The 21,873-nt window shown below is 60.1% G+C and carries 18 protein-coding genes; 9 read left to right on the plus strand and 9 right to left on the minus strand.

From position 1 onward, the window contains the following. Positions 1-41 precede the first annotated feature (41 nt). Together JMN22_RS20655 and JMN22_RS20660 are read right to left on the minus strand one after the other, a co-directional pair. A complete protein-coding gene (locus JMN22_RS20655; protein ID WP_030138705.1) occupies positions 42-548 on the minus strand; it encodes a nuclear transport factor 2 family protein in 507 nt (168 codons plus the stop codon). 54 nt (positions 549-602) lie between these two features. After that, a complete protein-coding gene (locus tag JMN22_RS20660; protein ID WP_236010357.1) occupies positions 603-1,460 on the minus strand; it encodes an SDR family oxidoreductase in 858 nt (285 codons plus the stop codon). 123 nt (positions 1,461-1,583) lie between these two features. Between JMN22_RS20660 and JMN22_RS20665 the strand changes: the two genes are divergently transcribed. Next, complete coding sequence (locus tag JMN22_RS20665; protein WP_030138703.1) at positions 1,584-3,041, plus strand: MFS transporter; 1,458 nt, start codon at positions 1,584-1,586, stop codon at positions 3,039-3,041. A 1-nt stretch (position 3,042) separates the two neighbouring features. On the opposite strand, the gene JMN22_RS20670 is transcribed toward JMN22_RS20665, so the two are convergent. Beyond that, positions 3,043-3,903 carry a LysR family transcriptional regulator gene (locus JMN22_RS20670; RefSeq protein WP_198797300.1) on the minus strand — a complete coding sequence of 287 codons (861 nt, stop codon included), beginning with the start codon at positions 3,901-3,903 and terminating at the stop codon, positions 3,043-3,045. Positions 3,904-4,022: 119 nt separating this feature from the next. Between JMN22_RS20670 and JMN22_RS26590 the strand changes: the two genes are divergently transcribed. The 4 genes from JMN22_RS26590 (at position 4,023) to JMN22_RS20690 (ending at position 8,129) form a co-directional block, all read left to right on the plus strand. After that, the gene (locus JMN22_RS26590) at positions 4,023-5,885 is read left to right on the plus strand and encodes an NAD(P)-binding domain-containing protein (protein ID WP_236010356.1); all 1,863 of its coding nucleotides are present in this window, start codon (positions 4,023-4,025) and stop codon (positions 5,883-5,885) included. A gap of 88 nt (positions 5,886-5,973) precedes the next feature. Further along, on the plus strand, positions 5,974-6,321 hold the full coding sequence (locus JMN22_RS20680; RefSeq protein WP_051065908.1) for a chorismate mutase: 348 nt from the start codon (positions 5,974-5,976) through the stop codon (positions 6,319-6,321). Between the two features lie 286 nt (positions 6,322-6,607). Continuing rightward, the gene (locus tag JMN22_RS20685) at positions 6,608-7,108 is read left to right on the plus strand and encodes a hypothetical protein (RefSeq protein ID WP_198797299.1); all 501 of its coding nucleotides are present in this window, start codon (positions 6,608-6,610) and stop codon (positions 7,106-7,108) included. A gap of 385 nt (positions 7,109-7,493) precedes the next feature. Then, on the plus strand, positions 7,494-8,129 hold the full coding sequence (locus JMN22_RS20690; protein ID WP_198797298.1) for a flagellar biosynthesis protein: 636 nt from the start codon (positions 7,494-7,496) through the stop codon (positions 8,127-8,129). A gap of 85 nt (positions 8,130-8,214) precedes the next feature. Here JMN22_RS20690 and JMN22_RS20695 read toward each other — a convergent pair whose 3' ends face one another. From JMN22_RS20695 to JMN22_RS20705, 3 genes are all read right to left on the minus strand, one after another. After that, on the minus strand, positions 8,215-8,466 hold the full coding sequence (locus tag JMN22_RS20695) for a 2Fe-2S iron-sulfur cluster-binding protein (RefSeq protein WP_198797297.1): 252 nt from the start codon (positions 8,464-8,466) through the stop codon (positions 8,215-8,217). Positions 8,467-8,616: 150 nt separating this feature from the next. Next, entirely contained in the window at positions 8,617-10,065 is a 1,449-nt protein-coding gene (locus JMN22_RS20700) for an APC family permease (RefSeq protein WP_198797296.1), read from the minus strand. A 120-nt stretch (positions 10,066-10,185) separates the two neighbouring features. After that, positions 10,186-11,163 (minus strand): helix-turn-helix domain-containing protein, encoded by a 978-nt coding sequence (locus JMN22_RS20705; RefSeq protein ID WP_198797295.1) that lies wholly within the window; start codon positions 11,161-11,163, stop codon positions 10,186-10,188. Between the two features lie 430 nt (positions 11,164-11,593). Between JMN22_RS20705 and JMN22_RS20710 the strand changes: the two genes are divergently transcribed. From JMN22_RS20710 to JMN22_RS20720, 3 genes are all read left to right on the plus strand, one after another. Continuing rightward, positions 11,594-12,967 carry an aspartate aminotransferase family protein gene (locus tag JMN22_RS20710; RefSeq protein WP_030138695.1) on the plus strand — a complete coding sequence of 458 codons (1,374 nt, stop codon included), beginning with the start codon at positions 11,594-11,596 and terminating at the stop codon, positions 12,965-12,967. A 32-nt stretch (positions 12,968-12,999) separates the two neighbouring features. Continuing rightward, the gene (locus tag JMN22_RS20715; RefSeq protein WP_198797294.1) at positions 13,000-14,454 is read left to right on the plus strand and encodes an aldehyde dehydrogenase family protein; all 1,455 of its coding nucleotides are present in this window, start codon (positions 13,000-13,002) and stop codon (positions 14,452-14,454) included. A 98-nt stretch (positions 14,455-14,552) separates the two neighbouring features. Then, entirely contained in the window at positions 14,553-15,116 is a 564-nt protein-coding gene (locus JMN22_RS20720; protein ID WP_181287101.1) for a cytochrome b, read from the plus strand. A 47-nt stretch (positions 15,117-15,163) separates the two neighbouring features. Here the strand turns inward: JMN22_RS20720 and acuI are convergent, their stop codons facing one another. Further along, positions 15,164-16,150 carry an acrylyl-CoA reductase (NADPH) gene (gene acuI / locus JMN22_RS20725; RefSeq protein ID WP_198797293.1) on the minus strand — a complete coding sequence of 329 codons (987 nt, stop codon included), beginning with the start codon at positions 16,148-16,150 and terminating at the stop codon, positions 15,164-15,166. 62 nt (positions 16,151-16,212) lie between these two features. Beyond that, positions 16,213-17,025 carry an oxidoreductase gene (locus tag JMN22_RS20730; protein ID WP_030138691.1) on the minus strand — a complete coding sequence of 271 codons (813 nt, stop codon included), beginning with the start codon at positions 17,023-17,025 and terminating at the stop codon, positions 16,213-16,215. A gap of 307 nt (positions 17,026-17,332) precedes the next feature. Between JMN22_RS20730 and JMN22_RS20735 the strand changes: the two genes are divergently transcribed. Further along, a complete protein-coding gene (locus tag JMN22_RS20735) occupies positions 17,333-18,952 on the plus strand; it encodes an inorganic phosphate transporter (RefSeq protein WP_030138690.1) in 1,620 nt (539 codons plus the stop codon). 62 nt (positions 18,953-19,014) lie between these two features. On the opposite strand, the gene JMN22_RS20740 is transcribed toward JMN22_RS20735, so the two are convergent. Beyond that, positions 19,015-21,873 (minus strand): beta strand repeat-containing protein (locus JMN22_RS20740; RefSeq protein WP_198797292.1); only part of this gene is annotated, 2,859 nt, incomplete at its 5' end.

Below are 21,873 nucleotides of genomic sequence, written 5' to 3' on the forward strand. Positions count from 1 at the left end.
CGTTTGTCGTTTGAGCTCTCACTGAACATCATGCAAGCACGTCATCCCTTTGAAAGCGTGCTCCGGCTCTGATGTTGCTCCACTGCATACTTTTCATCGCCCGCTATGGGCACCCAATCTTTTAACGGTGTCAGGAAATGCAGTTCAAAACGACGTGACAGAAACGCCCATTTTCCGTCCCGACGTTCAAACCTATCGTGGTACAACCCGCTGACTTGAACCGGGCCTTTTTCAATGTCATGGAACAGGCAATCCGCAGCTACCGTGCCCACCGCGCTGTCACCCTCGATTTGGATCAGCGGGTTGGCCATCCAGTGGTGCATATGGGGCATCTGGCGCCAGCTGTTTTGCGCCATCGCCAGGATTTCGTCACGGTTTCCGGCCTGGCCGAAACCCGGTAGATCCAGTGTCGACTCTTCGTGCCAGATTGCGCTAAGAAGCGATGCGTCGATGCGGTCGAAGGCATTGGCGTAAGCGCTGATCAGCGACTCGATGGCGGCGCGACTTTCCAGGGCTTCCAGTCGAGTGGTCAGTTCTTCAATATTCATGATGAGGTATCCTGCTGAGGCTTCGCGAGGGCTGCGCTACGGTTGAGCGAGTGTTCAGATCTGCGACAGGCCGCCGTCGACCATCAGCTCCACACCGTTGACATATTTCGCATCGGCGGATGCAAGGAACAGCGCCGAGGAGGCGATTTCCTCAGGTTGGGCCATATACCCCAGCGGAGTGATCTGCTCGACATGTTGGCGCAGCGCGACAATGTCGCTTTCGCTCATCTTCAAGCCGTTATCCATCAGAGGGGTGCGGGTGAAGCCAGGGCTCAGGACGTTCGCTCGAACCTTGCGGCCTTTGAGTTCGTTGGCCCAAGTCCTTGCGAAGGACCTCACTGCAGCCTTGGATGCGTTGTAGAGACTCAGTCCTTCCATCCCATTGCTGGAGCAGATAGAAGCCGTCAGCACGATCGAAGCGCCATTTTTCAACAAAGGCATCAACGTCTGCACAGTAAAAAAGACGCCCTTCACGTTTATGTCGAACATGTTGAAGTAGGCCGCCTCGGTGGTCTCGCCCAACGGGTTTTTTTCGCAGATACCCGCGTTGGCAAACACTGAGTCCAACTGATCGTTACGGGCCTCAATCGTGGCCTTGAGCTTGTCCAGATCAGCCTGGCGCGCGACATCGGAAGTGACCGCGATCGCTCTATCGCCGAGCTTGGCCACCGCCGCTTCCAGCGTGGCTGCAGAACGCCCAGTGATGTAAACACGTTTCGCCCCCTCGGCAATCAAGCCCTGTGCAATCGCAAACCCGATCCCGGTGGATGCACCGGTGACGACTGCAATCTGATTAGCGAATTTACCTGACATATCTGACTCCCCAGTCTCGGCTGTGTGGCTCGACTGAAACCACAGTGCGGCCATTTTGAGAGGAATCAGGGTCTGAGCGGCACTGCCATAAATGAACATTGGTCGTTCAATTATGTGAGGCGTAAGCGAAGGTTCGATCGTTTAGATTGGAGCCAGCTGATTCAGAACATGACCCGCAATCGAGAATATTCTGGCACCGAAGGGTTCCAGAAAGGAGACCTTATGCCTCAGAAAAAAGTAGCCCTCCCTGAACCGCGGCGCTGGCTGATGTTCGCCATCTTGTTGGTCGGTGCATTCTTGCCGCCGCTGGATTTTTTCATCGTCAACGTAGCGCTGCCCTCAATCCAGCAATCGCTGGGCACGGCCGCCTCCTCCGAACAGTTGATCATCTCCTCATATGCGGCGCTTTATGCCGTGACACTGATCACCGGCGGACGACTTGGAGACATCTTTGGCCGCATGAGAATGTTCTTCGTTGGCCTGATTGGCTTTGCCATTGCCTCACTGATCTGCGGTGTCGCCGAGTCACCCTGGGTGTTGATCGCCGGACGTTCGCTGCAAGGCGTGACGGCAGCCATCATGGCCCCTCAGGCACTCGCGTCAGTTCAGGCGATATTCCCAGAGTCCGAAAAGCCCTTGGCGCTGAGCCTGTATGGCGCGGCCTTTGGTCTGGCCTCGGTTGTCGGCCAGGCACTTGGCGGAATATTGATATCGCTCAACCTGATGAACTTGGGCTGGCGGGCGATATTTCTGGTGAATTTACCGATTGCATTGCTGGTCATTCTGATCGCCATCCCCGTAGTCAAGGAAACCCGCGCGCAACAGACCAGCAAGCTGGATCTGGGCGGAACGGTCCTATCCATGGTGACGCTTGCGGCTCTGATCGTTCCACTGATTGAGGGGCGTGAAGCGGGCTGGCCATTGTGGGCCTGGCTGTCGCTTGCGGCGGTGCCACTGCTGGCCTGGCTGTTCTGGCGCTACGAAGCCCGTTTGTATCAAGCGCAAGGCGCTCCGTTGCTCAACCCTGCTGCACTGCGTGCACCCGGGCTGGGCCGGGCATTGCTCGTCGCACTGACCTTCTACGCGATCGGCGTGTTCTTCCTGCTGTTTTCCATTTATTTACAGGGAGCACTGCATGCGAGCCCGCTCAGTGCAGGTCTGGTCTTTCTTCCATTCGGCGCTGGCTTCTTGCTGGGACCGCTCGCCACCCATCAGTTCCGGCGTTGGCTGGGGTCTTATGTGAATCCCTTCGGAATGGCACTCGAAGTGCTGGGGTTCGTGCTGTTGGCCTGGCTCGTGGCGCACACACCGACGGCCGTCACGCCCTCTGCGCTGTCCCTTGCCGTGATCCTCTTTCTGATCGGCTTCGGACAAGGACTGGCCCTTCCGACATTGATGCGCATGATCACAGGACGCGTGGTACCGGCGTATTCCGGGATGATTGCGGGCATCACCAGTTCCACCCTGCAAATCAGCACGTCACTGAGCGTGGCGATCATCGGCGGCATTTTTTACACGCTTCTGGGCACGAACACGGACGCGGCGGCCATCACCCACGCCTTCACCGTCTCGATCCTCTGCATCGCCGCATGCCTGGCGGTAGGCGCAGGACTGAGCCTGAGCCTGGCGCGCCAACCTGCTGCAGAGCTGCAAACGGCGGCCATGCACCCGGCAGAGTGAGTCAATCGTCTGCCTGAGTGCCGATCATGACGGAGGCCAGGTCGGCAAGCGCACGCAGACTGTCCATCTGGCGCATGTCCTGGTGGTAGCCCATCCATATGTCCCGGCCCGGTGGCGGTTCATCAGAGTCAATAAGCCGCAGCGCCGTCAACCGGTCGCCCAGGGCGCGAGGCAATACCGCGACGCCTTGCCCTTGCGCGCACATTTGCGCCTGGATCGTGCGGCTGCTACTGGTGAACACGGTACGCGCCAGAGGGTAACGCTGCTGCAGCCACTGCACATCGGGATAATGAGACTGGGCAACACTCATGGTAATCAAACCACCCCCTTCGCCCTGTGGCTCCGGATCAGCAGATCCGACGGCCGTGTATAACCCATAGCTCAGGGCGATCAGCTTGCGGTGCACGATATCGGGTTCGGTGAAAGGGACAATTCGAAACGCGATATCGGCGTCGCGACGAGCCAGGTCGAACAATCGATGTCCGGCAATCACCTCAGGCACGATCAACGGATAACGTCGCCCCAGTTCGGCCAGCACCGGAGCCAGCACATAACAGGCGAACCAGTCAGCGCAGGAAATACGCAACACGCCTTCCGGCTGCGCGCTGTCCCCCGCCAGGCGCCTTTCGATGCCCAACGCACTTTGCTCCATTTCCTGCGCCAGGCTGAGCAGCTTCTCTCCGCTGTCAGTCAGTACCAGACCTTGGGTGGTACGCAGGAAAATGGGCTGGCCACTGGACTGCTCAAACACCTGCAAGCGCCGCCCCACGGTCGGATGGCTAACACCCAATAGCTTGGCGGCAGCGCCCAATGACCCGCTGCGGGCAATCGCAAGAAAGACCCGCACATCACTCCAGTCCATGCTTTACCCCGTACAAAAATGAACATTGAGAGTGCAGCAATGGCACTGCCGTAGCAATCCCAGGCCCGACATACTTCGCTGCATACACCTTCGTCGAAACACCAACCGGGGGATTGAACATGAAGATTGGCTTTATCGGTGTGGGAAGCATGGCCAGAGCGATCATTCCGTTGCTCATCCGGGCCGGCCATCACGTATCGGCATGGAACCGTAGTCACGCTGCGATGATGGATCTTGAGGGAGTAAGCGTTCTCGAATCACCGTCCTCGGCATTTCAGCAAGAGGTCGTCATCAACATGCTTGCCGATGATGCCGCCGTCAGGGAGGTGCTGCTGTCCAGCGCAGCCCTGGAAAACGCAGACAGGGCTTGCGTGCATATCGTGATGTCGACTTTGTCGCCTTCGATCATGGTGGAGTTGCAGGGCATACATGATGCAATCGGCATTGAATTGATCGCGGCGCCGGTTTTCGGTGTGCCTGCCGTGGCGGCAAATGGCGAGTTGAATATCCTTGCGGCCGGATCGCAGGTAGCTGTCTCGAGGGTCCAACCGCTGTTTGACCTACTCGGGAAAAAGACCTGGTATTTGGGCGATCAACCTGAACTGGCGTGTATCGCGAAAATCGCCGGCAACATGATGATCACTCAAGCCATCCAGTCGCTGGGCGAAGCAACAGAACTTGTTCAACGCCATGGACTGAGCCCCTCGATGTTCCTCAACCTCATGACCCAGACTCTGTTCACCGGCCCTGGTTACCAGCGCTATGGGCAGAACATCGTGCACAGACGTTTTGAACCGGGTTTCAAACTGTCTCTTGGCCTCAAGGATATAAATCTGGCTATTGATGCGGCACGTCTCAAGCGCCTGGAACTGCCTGCAGCCGATGCCGTGCGATCGAAAATGACATCCGCAGTAGCCCGAGGAGATGGGCACAAGGACTGGTCGGTTTTCGCTACGCAGATAGTTACCCAATCAACCGATCATGCCCAGCAACCCTGGCGAAGCGCACCGATAAAACGTACGCGGCGTGGCAACTTCTGGGTGACCGGAGCCCGCGTTACCCAGAACGGTAAAAGCTTTCAGAAAGGTCCGATGTACGTAGCCTGGGAGTCCCCCGAGCACATCACTCAACCCTATCCTGTAGTGCTGGTGCATGGAGGCACGCTGCAAGGCACTGAATGGCTGGATACACCCGATGGTCGCCCGGGCTGGGCCCAGCGGTTCGTCGAAGCAGGCTTCGTAGTCTTTCGCGTCGACAGACCCGGCCACGGGCGATCGCCGTATCACCCCGACATCATGGGACCGATGGGTCCAGCGTTTTCCTATGAGCGCGCCCGCGAAGTTTACTTCCCAGAGGGAGGCGGAGAAACACAATGGCCGTTTGAGCTGGATGACGAAGCAGCGTTTGACGCCTTCATTGCAGCCTACGGTCCTATGCCGGCCGACCTCGGAACTTCGCAGAACCTGGACGCGGATCGACTGGCCGAACTGCTCGACAGAATCGGTAAGGCCATCATCGTTACGCATTCCGCTTCCGGGCCCAGTGGCTGGTTGGTCGCCGATCGTCGACCCGACCTGATCGCAGGGATTGTGGCGGTGGAACCTATGGGGCCGGTATTTGGCCACACGCCGGGTATAGGTAGCCTCGAATGGGGACTGACCGCCGCTCCTTTGACTTTTGATCCGCCTCGCAAGACGGCGGAGCAAGTCCGCACAGCAGAACCATCAACCCTGAAAATTCCCGGGTTGCAGGGCGTTCCGGTAGCGCTGGTGACAGGTGAGACATCAGCGTTTGCTGCTTACGCATCCACCATCGTCCCTTTCCTGCGAAATGCCGGTGCCAACATTCACCACTTGGATCTACCGGCGCTCGGTATTCACGGCAACGGCCACGGATTGATTTATGAACGCAATTCAGATTCGGCTTTCAAGGTAGTCACGCAGTGGCTGGAGAAATCGTTGAGCATGCCCGATCCCGCGTAAAGCGCCGGCTCAGGCTCTCCGTCCAATCATGAAGGGACCAAGGATGGGTACAGACAAGCCCCATAGAACAACTGCCACGAGGTTATCCATGGAAAATTCCGACATCACGCGTCAACTCTCTGCATTCAGACAAACCATCGACAATATCGACGCCGCGCTCATCCACATGCTTGCTGAACGATTCCGCTGTACTGATGAGGTCGGTTTGCTTAAAGCCCGACATCAATTGCCTGCGGTAGACAAGAACAGAGAGCTGCTTCAATACGAACGCCTGACAGCCCTCGCCCAAGAGGCCAAACTCGATACGGCCTTCGTCCAGAAGCTGATGCAGTTTGTCATCGGTGAAGTGGTCGACCGCCACAGACAATTTGCGGCCAGGCATGCCCCAGGATTATGCAAGGGCGCTGTCCTCAAACCTGAAAATACCGCCGTCTAACCCGCCGCCTACCTCCACTAGACGCCCTGGAATTGCCGATAGATCGCAGACAACTCGATAGAGACGCGACTGAATAAGCCCCTTCTCCGACCGATTCCTGAAGGCAATTAGACAATCAAGACGAGCAGAACCGCATGAAATGGCCAACGATCGATCAAATTCGCAGTTTCACTGTTTACCCTCTGGCTACACATGGGATTACCTGAAACGCGAGGAGATCGATGTAGCGATAATTTTTTTCCAGACGTGGTTCCCCTCCATAAGGGTGGGGTTAGGGAGCCCTTTTGTGAACCAGCAATTTTATGAAGACAACGTAGTGCTCGAAAACGACCTAGAGCGGGGAATGTTCGCTATCGTGGTCCGCCAGAATCATGAAATCGTCGCGATAGCAACGTGGGAAAAAATTGACGGCGCTGATGTCATCTTCGGGCGAGTGGGCGCGGTAGCCAAACATCATAGACAAACCAAACTGGCCGTAGCTGCCCAAGACCTCGGAGAAAAAATGGGAAGGTTCATGGGCGCCGGCTTGATCTATGGTATGGCGACAACCCGCGCTCCGTATATGCAACAAGCATTGGAGCATGCGGGTTACAAAGCCGTAGGAATAATGCCTGGCTTCGACCAAGAGGAAGCAGAGCCAGGAATCGTGCGCAGGGTGTACGAAGTTATCTACGCAAAGCAACTCGCACCCCACTCCAATTTTCTGATTCCGTCAGTGCACAACCTTACACCTACCGTCGCTCGGCTATATGCAGAAATATTTCACGAAACAATCAAAATTGACTGAGAAGCAAACATAAAAACCAGCATGTTTCTGATCAAATAAAGATCCCCGCTCACGCTTATTGCGTTGCTCGGGAGCGCCGCTTTAGCTTGCGTGCCAAAAGAACGCGAAGGCGCACCGAATACCAGGTACTGCCATACTGGAGTCAGTCGCAGGTCACAATTCAAGATCACTCGCACACTCAATGCGATTGGGGGCAAAACTGGGGGCATATTTGATATTTTTCCGCCTGAAAATATCGTCCTAGAGCCAAGTCAAAATGTTTTTTGGCGATCCTGATAGCCTGTAGCGCCGCGCGCTCAACCATCTCGCAAACCGCAAGACTCTTATGCCCTGGCGCCCGAAAACGGCCAGGGCCCAAGGAAGACCCCACCGCAAAGGAGCATTCATGTCGTATTTCAAAACCACCGCCGCCGTTATCGTTCTCGCTTCACTCGCAGGATGCGTGACCAACCGTTCCGAGGTGGATGTAACCGGCCCGGTACCGCAAGTGGCCGCTTCAGGCCAAGGCCAGCAGATTTACATCAATGCATTGGATGAACGGGTATTCAAAATCAAGCCACGCAGCGCTGATATTCCTTCGCTGAAAAACGATGAAGTAAACGACACCAGCGTCACCGAGCGAGCCATCGGTCGCAAACGCAACGGTTTTGGTAAAGGGCTTGGTGATGTGGTGCTTCCTTCCGGGCGGACCGTGTCACAACTGGTAGGGAATGCTGTGGCCACAGCTTATCAGCAGGCTGGCTATCAAATCGTGACCACGCCAACGCCGAGCGCTACACCGGTCAATGTGCACATCATCGAATACTGGTCGTGGTTCTCTCCTGGCGCGTTCACCGTGGCCGTGAACAACAAAGCCCATCTGAAAATCGAAGCGCCGGGCACCGTGCCGCTGGAAGTGACAACCAACACTCGTGACAGCATGCAATTGGCCACAGACAGCGACTGGAAGAAGATTAACGAGCTGGGTCTCCAAGCTATCGTCACTGAGACGGGCAAGCAACTCGGCAAGACCAAGCCCTGAAAAAGAGCTCATCATCAACGGCAGCCACCATCCGGGGGCTGCTGAACGCTCTCAACATGCTGGACCTCAAGCCAAAATCAACTGACTACTCCCGCGGTGACTCAGCCTTGACCTTACCGCGAAACACCCAGAACCCCCACGTGCAGCCACGAACCATCTCACCATCGTGTTCGATCCAACAGACATCGCAGGTCTGGATCGGCCCGAGGGCGCGGTGATAGCAGACGTGAGGCAGGTCGATGCCCTGCTCGGCCAGGAAATCGATCAGCGGCTGGTCTGCTTTACCCCTCAAGGTCCGACCGTTGTACTCGACGCAGCACTGGTTATTGACGCTCATGGAAACACGCCCCCATTGGCCGACCGACCGCCGTGACAGCGGCCCAACGAAACGTGAAGGCTGAATGTCTGGACGGAAATGTTCAGTTACAGAGTCGATATCCCGGTGCTGAAAATGTTCATTGATTTTGCTTGCGGATCATCGGAGCCGCTACAGCTTGTGGCAACCCAATGCCAAGTACCGCTGCGGCGCCGCTTCCCGCAGGCGAGCCGCCAGGAACACGCCCACCAGCAAGGCAGCCGGGATGATGGCGCAAAGGCTGTAGGACAGCGCCTTGCTGGCACCCGTCAGCACATCGAAGTGCACCACGGCGATCACCAGCACCGCCAACAACACCAGGCATGAAAAACCGGGAAAGAGGCCTCCTCGCCAGAGTCCCAACTTGAGCTCCGGATGACGCCGGGAGAAAACCACGACCGCGGCGGAGGTGAGCGCCATCAGTAGGATCACGCACAGCGTCGCCAGGTTGGACAGCCAGGCGAACAGTTGCAGGATAGGATCTGCGTCCATCGCGGCGAAAACCAGCACGACCACGGCGGAGATCAAGCTCTGCAACGCCGAGCCCATGTGGGGGCTCTGGTGGATACGGTGGGTCGTGCCCAACCGGCTCGGCAGCAACCCATCGCGGCCAATGGCGAAGAAATAACGGGCTGCGGCGTTATGAAAGGCGAGCAATCCGGCATAGATACTGACCATGAACAGCACACGAATGATCTGGGTCAACCCGGGGCCGACGAAGTGGTCGGACATGCCATAGATAAATGTCGTCGGGTCCTGCAAGGCCTGGAGCGTGGCGACAATCTTGTCCGCGCCTACGCCCACCACCATCGACCAGACCGACAGCGCGTAGAAGCCGCCGATCAGCAACACCGAGCAGTAGGTGGCAATCGGAATGGTTCGCTGGGGATTCCTCGCCTCCTCGCCGTAGATGGTGGTGGCTTCGAAACCGATGAACGCCGCGAAGCAGAACAACAAGCCAATGGAGGGTGTGCCACTGAACACATGGCTGCGATCGAATACATCCAGGTTGATGCCGCTGTCGCCCCCGGACTTCAGGATGGCGAAATCCAGGACCAGGATTGCCAGGTATTCAGCAATGACGATGACTGACAGCACCCGGGCAGACAGATCGATCTTGCGGTAGCCGAGGATCGCGACGCTGGCCATGGCCATCAGCGAGTATGCCCACCAGGGCAACAGCAGGCCAAACGCATTTTGCATCGTGCCGCTGACGACACCGCCGAACATACCGTACAAGCCGACCTGGAGGATGTTGTAGGCAAACATCGCCAGCACCCCCGCCGCGCCACCGGCCATTCCGCCCAGCCCCACGGAGGTAAAGGCATAGAAACCGCCCGCGTGGGTGAGATGCCGGGCCAGGGTGGTGTAGCCCACCGAAAACGCCAGTAACACCAACAAGGCCAGGATCAGCAGTGCCGGCGTACCCGCGCCGTTGCCGAGCATGATGCCGATGGGAAAGCCGCCGGCAATGACGCTCAACGGGCTCGCCGCCGAGACCACGAAAAAGATGATGAAGCCGACACCCAGGGCGCCACGCTTGAGCTCGGTGGAGCTGTTGACCGGGAGAGGTACGCTCATGTCTTGTTGACCTTATGGGATGAGGTATTCGCTGCAGGATCGGCGCGGGCCACGGCGGGATCGCATTATCGTGGGTGTCGCACGCCGGATTCGATCCTATGCCTCTCCCTCGATGCCTCACTAACCCAAATCGGCACGCGCGTAATCGGCAATGGCGGCGCGGGCGGTATGGGATGGCAACTCTGCGAACAGGGCCTGGTACTCGGCCGCAAAATGACTCAGGTGAAAGAAGCCCCACTGGGCGGCGACATCGCCGATCGATAGATGGGACGCCCGGGTCGACATCAGCGTCCGGCGTACGCCATTGAGCCTGACGGAGCGCAGGTAATTGATCGGCGTCGTCTCGGCGACCGCGCGAAAGCTGTTCTGCACGGTGCGCCGGCTTACCTGGAGACGCTGGCACAACTCATCGACGCTGGGCACGTTGTTCAGCTGCGCGGTCGCCAAGCGATGGCACTTTTCGACGATGTAACTGCGTGTGGAACTTGGCGTGCGCTGCTGTTTGTCGCAAGCGGGGTCGGTCATCAGTTGCAGCAACTCGCCGAGCATGGTCTGTTCCAGCTGCAATTCCCGGTCCTGGGCAACCTCATCTTCTTCGCTCAACAGCGCCTGGGAAAATGCCGCCAGCATTCGACGGCGAGCACCTGCGTAGCGCTGGGTCGACACCCTGATCACCGGTTGCCGCAGCAACTGGCCGATGTCCTTGGCCGATTCGGTTTTCGCCAACGCTTGTTCGAACAGCTCGCGCTCGAACGTAATGGCCAGCAGCTCCATGCCCATCGGCATATGGAACATGAACTCCTCGCCACCGTGGAGAAAGAACAGGCTGCTGTCGTCCACTTCCCTTCCCTGCATCCGGACCGAACCCGGGACGGTGATGGGCACGGCAAAACACATCTTGCCCCGTGGGGCCACGCCGTGCTGCACGACGCGCTGGTTGATCTGCTCGCGAAAAACATGGCAACGCGCCGTCGTCAACTGGATGAGCGAGCTCTCGGCCGAGCCGGCGGTCAACTGGTTGTAGTCCTGGCTCCATTCCTGGACGGTGGCGGCATGAACATGAATGTCATGGAACCGGCTGATGTTGAGATACTTCATGATGACGAACGCCTCGGCCAATGTTCTTGTTGTTTGAGCGCCTTCCTGGCCGATATTCTCACAATAAGAGAATTCCGCAAATTTTGTTTGATCGCTACAGCCTTCTCTGTGAATGCACGAAGACTGCTACCAACAGGTTCCTGTCGCAACCAATCCCTGTGGCGAGGAAGCTTGCTCCCGCTGGGCTGCGGAGCAGTCCCAAACGACGCCGTCAACACACGGCATCGCTCACTTTTGCGGCGGCTGCGCCACCGAGCGGGAGCAGCTCCCTCGCCACAGGGATCAGGCGTCAATGGCGACGCGGCTTGAAAAGTACACCGCTCACTTTAGTGCTCCAACGACACTGGCAATGTGCCGATTCGGGCTAACGGCTGCGAACAGGCGGCGGGGATGATCGAAACACTGAAAATCGACATCCTGAGAGACCGTCATGAGTGAAGCCAAACTTGAATCCCTACATTTCGCGGACGCCCCGCGGATCATTTCCACCATCCCCGGCCCCAAGACCACCGAGGCCCTGGCATTGTCGGCGCGTACCGAGTCGATGGCGCGCGGCGGCGCACGCATGCCCGTCGCCATGGACCGTGCCTTTGGCGCAACTTTCAAGGACCCGGATGGCAATACCTACATCGATTTGTCCGCTGGCGTGGGCGTCAGCAGCGTAGGCCGCTGCCACCCGAAGGTCGTGCAGGCCATCCGTGAACAGTCCGAAGTGTTGATGCACGCCCTGGAAGTCAACAGCACCCGGCGCACCGAACTGGCCGCCAAGATCGCCGAGATCGCGCCCGACGGACTGCGCGGCGACTGCATCACCTTCTTCACGCAAAGCGGCAGCGATGCCCTGGAAGCCGCGATCAAGTTCGCCAAGCGCATCACCGGACGCCATCAGATCATCGCTTTCCATGGCGGCTACCACGGCGTCTGGAACGCATCGGGCGCGCTGACCACGGGCACGGCCTACCGCAAGGGCTACGGTGCCCAGATGGGTGGCGTCATTCATGCGCCCTACCCTTATGCCTATCGTTTCCCGTTCGACACCACGCACAAAAGCGCCGAGCAGATTGCCGGCGAATACGTGGACTACCTGCTCAACACGCCCTACACCGCCGCCGATGATGTAGCCGCCGTGATCGTGGAACCGGTACAGGGCGAAGGCGGCTACGTGCCTCCCTCACCGGAGTTCCTGCAGTTGTTGCGCCAGGCCTGCGACCGCAGCGGTGCGTTGCTGATCGTCGACGAAGTGCAGTCCGGCGCCGGGCGCACCGGCAAGATGTGGGCGGTCGAGCACTCAGGCGTGAAGCCCGACATGCTCACCTTCGGCAAAGGCATCGGCAGCGACCTGCCCATGGCCGGCCTGATCATGCGCTCGGACCTGGCGGCCGCGATTCCCGATGGATCGGTGCCCAACACCTTTGCCGCCAACTCGCTGTCCGCCGCTGTGGCCCTGACCAACATCAGCATTCTCCAGGATCCAGAACTCGATCTGCTCAACCGTGCTCACACCCTCGGGCTCGAAGCCCAGGAGCGCATCCGTGGCTTCGACAGCCCCCTCATCGGCGAAGTGCGCGGTCGCGGCCTGATGATCGGAATCGAGCTGGTGGAGGACCCAATCACCAAGGCGCCACTGGCGCCGGCGAAGATCGGCCAGATCATGGGCTACTTGCTGAACCACGGCGTGCTGATGATTCCCTGCGGTCGCTACAGCAACGTGATGCGGGTCATGCCCTCGCTGACGATCCCTCGTTCGCTGTTCTTCAAGGCCTTGGACATTTTTGGCGATGCCCTGGCCTCCTTGAAGGCTTGAGTGTCCATCTCACCTCATTACGGATCGCAAAAATGACCCAGCATTTCAATCACTTCATCGAAGGCACGACCTTCGAAGCTTCGGACGGTCGTCGCATCGCGCTCGTCGATCCGGTGACAGAACAGACCTACGGCAGCACCGCCCGCGGCACCGCCGAGGACGTGGACCGCGCGGTGAGCGCGGCACGCCGGCAACTTGAGCATGGCGCCTGGAGCCAACTCGACGGAGCCCAGCGCGGTCGGCTGCTGTCGAAACTGGCTGACCTGGTCGAGCGCGACACCGAATTGCTGGCCGACCTGGACGCCAACGCCATCGGCCGTTCACCGGTCGAACCACGCCGGCTGGACATCCCCAACGCGATCGCCAACCTGCGTGCCGCCGCCGGCTGGGCGAATCAGCTCGAAGGGCGCACCATTCCCACCGGTGGCTATTTCGGCACCAAGACCCTGTCATACACGGTGCGGGAACCGGTGGGTGTGGTCGGTGCCATCGTCCCCTGGAACTCACCACTGATGATCACCGTCTGGAAGCTCGCCGCGTTGTTGGCGGCGGGCTGCACAGTGGTCATCAAGCCCTCCGAAGAGACACCGCAATCGGCCCTGCACCTGGCGGCGCTGGCTCAGCAAGCGGGCTTCCCCGACGGTGTCATCAACGTCGTCACCGGCTACGGCGACGAGGTCGGCCGCGCCCTGTGCGAGCACCCGCACGTGGCCAAGATCAGCTTCACCGGCAGCCCCGAGGCCGGGCGCGAGATCCAGCGCACCGCCGGTGTGTTGTTCAAGCGCGTGGCATTGGAGCTGGGCGGCAAGAGTCCGCAGATTGTCTTCGACGATGCCTCCTTCGACGACGCGCTCTTCGGTTGCTCCCTCGGCCTGTTCGCCAATCAGGGACAAATCTGCGCGGCCGGCTCGCGCATCCTGGTCCAGCGCGGCATCGCCGAACGCTTCGCCGCCGCGCTCGCCGACGCCGCGCGCGCAGTCAAGGTCGGCGACCCACGCCAGCCTGGCGTCCAGATGGGCCCGGTGGCCAAGAAGGCGCAATTCGACCGCGTCAACCGCTACATCCAACTGGGCATCGAACAAGGCGCCTCGCTATTGGCGGGCGGCGTATCGAATGCTGGCCAGGGCTGGTTCGTCCAGCCGACGATTTTCGCCAATGCCCGCAATGACATGGCGATCGCCCGGGACGAGATCTTCGGCCCCGTAGGCACGGTGATCACGTTCGACAGCGAAGAAGAGGCGATCGCGCTGGCCAACGACTCCACTTACGGCCTGGCGGCCACGGTCTGGACGGCCGACCTGGTGCGAGCCCATCGCGTGGCCGCCGCGGTGAAGGCCGGTGCCGTCGGCGTCAATTGCTGGAGCCCGCTGGACGCCAACCTGCCTTGGGGCGGCGTCAAGTCCAGCGGCATCGGGCGTGAAGGCGGGTTCAGCGGCGCACAGGCCTACACCGAAGAGAAGGTCATCACCGTGTTGCTGCCCGGCTGAGAACAAAACCCGCACTGACCGAACGGCCCTGCAATGCGAGCTGGCAGGGGCCGTTCGAGGTGCATTTCGATGCGTTGATGATCCTTGGAGAGACCGCGATGAATCCGGCAAATCAAACAATAATTGATCGGTATCCGACGTCCCTGCGTATTTTGCACTGGGTGCGCGCCTTGCTCGTCGCAGGCCTCCTCTGGGCCGGCTGGCACATGACCGGGCTGAATGACGAAGTGGCGAGCAAATATGAGCTGTACTACCCGTGGCACAAATCCTTTGGGGTATTGGTGTTCCTGGTGGTCCTGATCCAGATCGCCCTGCGCATAAGCACGCCCAGGCTGCCGCAACCGCCGGAGACATTGGCGCGGTATGAGAGAGTTTCATCAAGGCTGGCGCACCGCACCCTGTATGCCCTGCTGGTGATCGTGCCGTTGATGGGCTATTCGATGTCGAGCACCTACACGATGAGCGATGGGGTGTTCTTTTTTGGCGTGAACCTTCCGGAGCTTCTTGGCAAGAATGACGATTGGTTCGTGGTCTTCCAGTGGCTGCACAAGGTACTCGCCTATACCCTGCTCGGCCTGGTCCTGGTGCACATCGCCGGTGCCCTCAAGCACCGGTTCTTCGACCGCGACCCTCGCAGCGACGTCTTGCGCCGCATGCTGTGACGACCAGGGGCCTTGGCAACGTCATGGAATGCCTCCTTATCGAGTGTTCATGCGTTCACGTCGACGACCGTGCGCCCGCGAACCTGCCCTTGCAACACCCGGGCAGCCACCGCCGGAACCTCGGCCAAGCCAATCACCTGGGTGGTGCGGGCTAGCTTGTTGACGTCAAGATCCCGGGCCAGTCGCGACCAGGCCTGCAAGCGCGCAGCTTGCGGAGCGTTTACCGAGTCGATACCCGCCAGGGTCACGTTGCGCAGGATAAACGGCAGCACCGAGCCGGGCAGGTCCGCGCCCTGGGCCAGGCCGAAGGCAGCGACAACCCCGCGGTACTGGGTCTGGGCCAAGGCATTGGCCAAGGTATGGCTGCCGACCGAGTCGATGACACCCGCCCAACGCTCCTTCGCAATCGGCGCGCCGGGCTCTGACAAGGTGCGGCGATCGATGATTTCGGCCGCACCTAAGTCGCGCAGGTAGTCGGCCTCTTCCTGCCGTCCGGTCGAGGCGATCACCCGATAACCCAGGCCGGACAACAACGCGATCGCCACCGAGCCGGCGCCGCCATTGGCACCGGTCACCAGGATATCGCCGCGCTCGGGTGTCAGGCCGCCGTGTTCCAGCGCCAGGACGCTGAGCATCGCCGTGTAGCCGGCGGTGCCGATGGCCATGGCTTGTTGGGTTGAAAACGCCTCCGGGATTTTCACCAGCCAGTCGCCACTCACCCGCGCCTTCTGGGCAAAGCCACCGTGGTGGGTCTGGCTCAGCCCCCAGCCATTGACCAGCACCCGATCACCAGTTTGGAAACCGGCGTGGCTCGACGTTTCGACGATGCCGGCGAAGTCGATGCCCGGAATCAACGGGAACTGGCGGATGACCGGCGAACGCCCGCTGAGGGCCATGGCGTCCTTGTAATTCACCGTCGAGTACTCGATCGCCACGGTAACGTCGCCGGCCATCAGGTCCTCATCCTTGAAATCGACCAGGCGGGTGGAAATCACATCGTCGGCTTTAGTGGTGAGCAGCGCCTTGAAAGTCATTGTCATGTTTCCTGTTCGATTGAAGGATTGGGACTACGGGCAAGCGGCTGGACGGGGCAGACTCACGCAAGCTGCATGGCTTTGCGGATACCCGTATCCAGAACGCCAGCCGGGGCGAAGCGACGCATCCATTGCAACTGCGCCGCCGCCTTGCCAGCGGTATAGCGCAGCTTGGGACGCTCGGCCCGCGCCGCCTTGAGCACCACGTGAGCCACCACATCTGCGCTTTCGGCGGTCGCCATCGCCTGGTTGACGACTTTGGTGACCTTTACGCGAATATCTTCGTACAGGTCCAGCTTGGCGTCAGCCTCCAGGCTGTTGCTTTCGAACGAGGTCCGGGTATAGCCGGGTTCGATCACAGTGACCCGGATGCCATGGGTGCGCAGTTCGTGGTCCAGGGCTTGAGAATAGCCATCTACCGCATGTTTGCTCGCGACGTAGAGCGCCACATAAGGCACGGCCACGACGCCGAGGATCGAACCGATGTTGATGATGCGACCGCTGCCCTGGCGCCGCATGTGGGGCACAACAGCGCGAGTCATCCGGACAACGCCCATGAAATTGGTATCGAAAACCGCCTTGGCCTGCTCGATGGAGCTCTCTTCCGCCGCCGCAGGCGCGAGCCCGAAACCGGCATTGTTGACCAGCAGATCGATACGGCCCTCCAACTGCAACAACTCCTGCACAGCGTGCTCGACAGAGGCATCCTCGGTCACGTCCAGCGCCAGCATGGCAAACGGCCGTTGATCCGACTGGACGCCTCTGCGGCTGGTGCCATAGACCTTGTAGCCCGCCGCAACGAGCTTGACGGCGATGGCCTCTCCGATACCGGACGAAGCGCCTGTTACCAAAGCTACGGGTTTGTTGATTGTCATGAAGTTTTCCTCGGGCAGCAGGGTCGGGGCCGGCATCGAAGCGTGTCGGGCAAATCTATGATGATGAGCATAATCATAAACGTCAACAGTTTTGATTTTGATCGACATCTAATTGATCACGCCATGCTTTGTTCGCCAGAACCGTAGTCTGTCCGACAGGCTTCACCGGAACCGTTACTGAACTTGCTGCGATCATCAGCAAAAAAACGTTTCACCGATGAAACAATCCCGGAATTACCACCATCACCGCTTTGTAACAAAGTGCGACTAGGATCGGGAATGCCTCCTATTTCGCGAGTTTCCCACCATGACAACGCCTACCCTGGCTTCCAACCTGTCGGGCTCGGTCGCCTCCCCTTCGAGACCGCAGCTGGATCGCAAACCGAGCATGATGACCCTGGCGATTTTTTTCGCGGTGCTGGGCATCGGCCTTTTGTTCACTGCCTACAGCTTGATGCACGACATGAACGAGCTCGGCACCGTGGTGACCACGTGGACACCGTTCCTGCTGCTGGGTGTCGCGCTGCTGATCGCGCTGGGCTTTGAGTTCGTCAACGGTTTCCACGACACCGCCAACGCCGTGGCCACGGTTATCTATACCAACTCCATGGCCCCCAATTTCGCGGTGGCCTGGTCGGGTTTCTTCAATTTCCTTGGGGTGTTGCTGTCCAGTGGCGCGGTGGCTTTCGGCATCATCGCCTTGCTGCCGGTGGAGCTGATCCTGCAGGTCGGTTCCTCCGCCGGTTTCGCCATGATCTTCGCGTTGCTGATCGCCGCGATCCTCTGGAACCTCGGCACTTGGTGGCTGGGCCTGCCGGCCTCGTCTTCCCACACGCTGATTGGTTCGATCATCGGCGTCGGCGTCGCCAATGCGCTGATGCACGGTCGCGATGGCACCAGTGGGGTGGACTGGGCCCAGGCGACCAAGATCGGCTACGCGCTGCTTTTGTCACCGCTGGTAGGCTTCGGTTGCGCCGCGTTGCTGTTGCTGGCGCTGCGGGCTTTCGTCAAGAATCGCGCGCTGTACAAGGCACCTGAAGGCAACACACCGCCACCTTGGTGGATTCGCGGCCTGCTGATCCTGACGTGTACCGGCGTTTCGTTCGCCCACGGTTCCAACGATGGCCAGAAAGGCATGGGCCTGATCATGCTGATCCTGGTGGGTACTCTGCCAATGGCGTATGCGCTCAACCGCACGATGCCTGCCGACCAGGCACTTCAATTCGCCGCGGTGGCTGAAGTCACGCAACAAGCCCTGGTCAAGCATTCGCCCTCGCCGGCGCCGGCCGATCCGCGCCCTATCCTGTCCGCCTACGTCAGCAGCAAGCAGGCTACGCCCCAACTGGTGCCGGCCCTTGCCGCGATGACCGGCAGCATCGGTGCCGAGGTCAAAGGCTACGGCTCGCTGGCGAAGGTGCCCGTCGAAGCCGTGGGCAACGTGCGCAACGACATGTACCTGACCAGCGAAACCATTCGCCTGATGGACAAGAACAAGGTCGGCGACTTTGACGCCGACACCCGGGACAAGCTGCAACTGTTCAAGCAGCAGATCGACAATTCGACGCGGTTCATTCCGCTATGGGTGAAGATCGCCGTGGCCATCGCCCTTGGCCTGGGCACCATGGTCGGCTGGAAACGCATCGTGGTGACGGTGGGAGAGAAAATCGGCAAGTCGCACCTCACCTACGCCCAAGGCGCCTCGGCTGAAACGGTCGCGATGCTGACCATTGGCGCTGCCGACGTGTTCGGCCTGCCGGTGTCCACCACCCATGTGCTTTCCTCGGGTGTGGCCGGTACGATGGTCGCCAACGGCGGTGGCCTGCAGATGCGCACGATCCGCAACCTGCTGATGGCCTGGGTGCTCACGCTGCCAGCCGCCATCCTGTTGTCCGGCAGCCTTTACTGGTTGTTCACCCAACTGTTCTGATCCGAATCCCGAAGGGAATGTTCGGGGCCCGGGTGTGTTTTCACCGAGCCCCGAACTTGTTTTCAGGCGACCAGATCGTTGGCGTTGAAGGTATTGACACCGACCAACTGGATTTCGAAGTCCGCGCCCAGATCATCGTTGACGTTGCCATAGAGCACATGATCAACGAAGCGCAACTGCCCCGCGCCAGTGAAATCACCTACATCGACAAAGCTGAACTTGTTGAACAGTGGCGTCAGCGCATTGGCATCCAGTTTCGACAGATCGATCTTGTCGCCTTGCAGGCGGCTGAAATCGAGGATGACGTCGCCCGCCCCGTCCTTGCCCAACTCACTCAACGAACTGAAAACGAAACGATCAGCTCCGACGCCGCCCGTCAGGGTGTCGGTCCCCACCCCGCCAATCAGGGTGTCGTTGCCAGCACCGCCATCGAGGCGATCGTTGCCTGCGCCACCGTTGAGCACGTTGGCGGCGGCATTGCCGATCAGCACGTTGTCCAGCGCGTTGCCGCTGCCGTTGATCGCGGCAACACCGGTCAGCGTGAGGTTTTCCAGGTTGCTGCCCAGGGTCCAGCTCACCGAGGAGCGGACGCTGTCGATTTCCAAGGCCGAGGTGCTGGTTTCGTTGATGACGTCCTTGAGGTTATCGACCACGTAGGTGTCGTTGCCGGTGCCACCGATGAGGGTGTCGATGCCGGCGCCGCCGTCGAGGATGTCCGCACCGTCCATGCCATTGAGCACGTTGGCCGCGGCGTTGCCGATCAGGCTGTTATTTGATGCGTTGCCGGTGAGGTTGAGCGCGGCGACGCCGAGCAACACTGCATTCTCGACGTTGGCGGACAAGGTATGGCTGACCGCTGTCCGGACCAGGTCGATGCCTTCATCCGCAAGCTCTACGACGCTGTCACCCGCGTTGTCGAGGGTATACGTGTCGTTACCCGCGCCACCGACCAAGGTATCGCGCCCGGCGAGGCCGTCCAGCAGGTTGTTTCCGTCGTTGCCGGTCAGCACGTTGTTCAACGCGTTGCCGCTGCCGTTGAGGTTGGCGCTGCCGGTCAGCGTGAGGTTTTCCAGGTTGGCGCCCAGCACCCAGTTGACCGAGGCCCGTACGCTGTCGACTTCAGCAGCCAGGGTGCTGGTTTCGCTGACGACGTCCTTGAGGTTGTCGACCACGTAGGTGTCGTTGCCCGTGCCGCCGACCAGCGTGTCGATGCCGAGGCCACCGTCGAGGACGTTGGCGCCAGCGTTGCCGGTGATGCGGTTGTTCAGCGCGTTACCGGTAGCGTTGATGCTGCCGGCGCCGCCCAATGTCAGGTTTTCCAGATTGGCGCCCAGGGCGTAGCTGATGGACGAAACAACGCTGTCAATCTCAGTCAGCGCCGCACCGCGCTCGATCACCGTGTCGCCGAGGTTGTCGACGTAATAGGTGTCGTTGCCGGCGCCGCCGTCCAGGCTATCCGCGCCGCCCAAGCCGTTGAGCACGTTGGCGGCGGCGTTGCCGATCAGCACGTTGTCCAGCGCGTTGCCGCTGCCGTTGATCGCGGCAACGCCGGTCAGCGTGAGGTTTTCCAGGTTGCTGCCCAGGGTCCAGCTCACCGAGGAACGCACGCTGTCGATTTCGCTGGCCGAGGTGCTGGTTTCGCTGATCACATCCTTGAGGTTGTCGACCACGTAGGTGTCGTTGCCGGTGCCACCGATGAGGGTGTCGATGCCGGCGCCGCCGTCGAGGGTATCCGCACCGTCCATGCCATTGAGCACGTTCGCCGCGGCGTTGCCGATCAGGCTGTTATTTGATGCGTTGCCGGTGAGGTTGAGCGCGGCGATACCGAGCAACACTGCATTCTCGACGTTGGCGGACAAGGTATGGCTGACCGCTGTCCGGACCAGGTCGATGCCTTCATCCGCCAGCTCTACGACGCTGTCTCCTGCGTTGTCGAGGGTATACGTGTCGTTGCCGGCGCCACCAACCAAGGTATCGCGCCCGGCGAGGCCATCGAGCAAGTTATTGCCAGCGTTGCCGGTCAGCACGTTGTTCAACGCGTTGCCGGTGCCGTTGAGGTTAGCGCTGCCGGTGAGCGTGAGATTTTCCAGGTTGGCGCCCAGCGCCCAGTTGACCGAGGCACGTACGCTGTCGATCTCGCCAGCCAAGGTGCTGGTTTCGCTGATCACATCCTTGAGGTTGTCGACCACGTAGGTGTCGTTGCCCGTGCCGCCGACCAGCGTGTCGATGCCGAGGCCACCGTCGAGGACGTTGGCGCCAGCGTTGCCGGTGATGCGGTTGTTCAGCGCGTTACCGGTAGCGTTGATGCTGCCGGCGCCGCCCAATGTCAGGTTTTCCAGATTGGCGCCCAGGGCGTAGCTGATGGACGAAACAACGCTGTCAATCTCAGTCAGCGCCGCACCGCGCTCGATCACCGTGTCGCCGAGGTTGTCGACGTAATAGGTGTCGTTGCCGGCGCCGCCGTCCAGGCTATCCGCGCCGCCCAAGCCGTTGAGCACGTTGGCGGCGGCGTTGCCGATCAGCACGTTGTCCAGCGCGTTGCCGCTGCCGTTGATCGCGGCAACGCCGGTCAGCGTGAGGTTTTCCAGGTTGCTGCCCAGGGTCCAGCTCACCGAGGAACGCACGCTGTCGATTTCGCTGGCCGAGGTGCTGGTTTCGCTGATCACATCCTTGAGGTTGTCGACCACGTAGGTGTCGTTGCCGGTGCCACCGATGAGGGTGTCGATGCCGGCGCCGCCGTCGAGGGTATCCGCACCGTCCATGCCATTGAGCACGTTCGCCGCGGCGTTGCCGATCAGGCTGTTATTTGATGCGTTGCCGGTGAGGTTGAGCGCGGCGATACCGAGCAACACTGCATTCTCGACGTTGGCGGACAAGGTATGGCTGACCGCTGTCCGGACCAGGTCGATGCCTTCATCCGC

This window comes from Pseudomonas sp. HB05, assembly GCF_016756915.1.
In the GTDB taxonomy this organism is placed as follows: Bacteria; Pseudomonadota; Gammaproteobacteria; order Pseudomonadales; family Pseudomonadaceae; genus Aquipseudomonas; species Aquipseudomonas alvandae.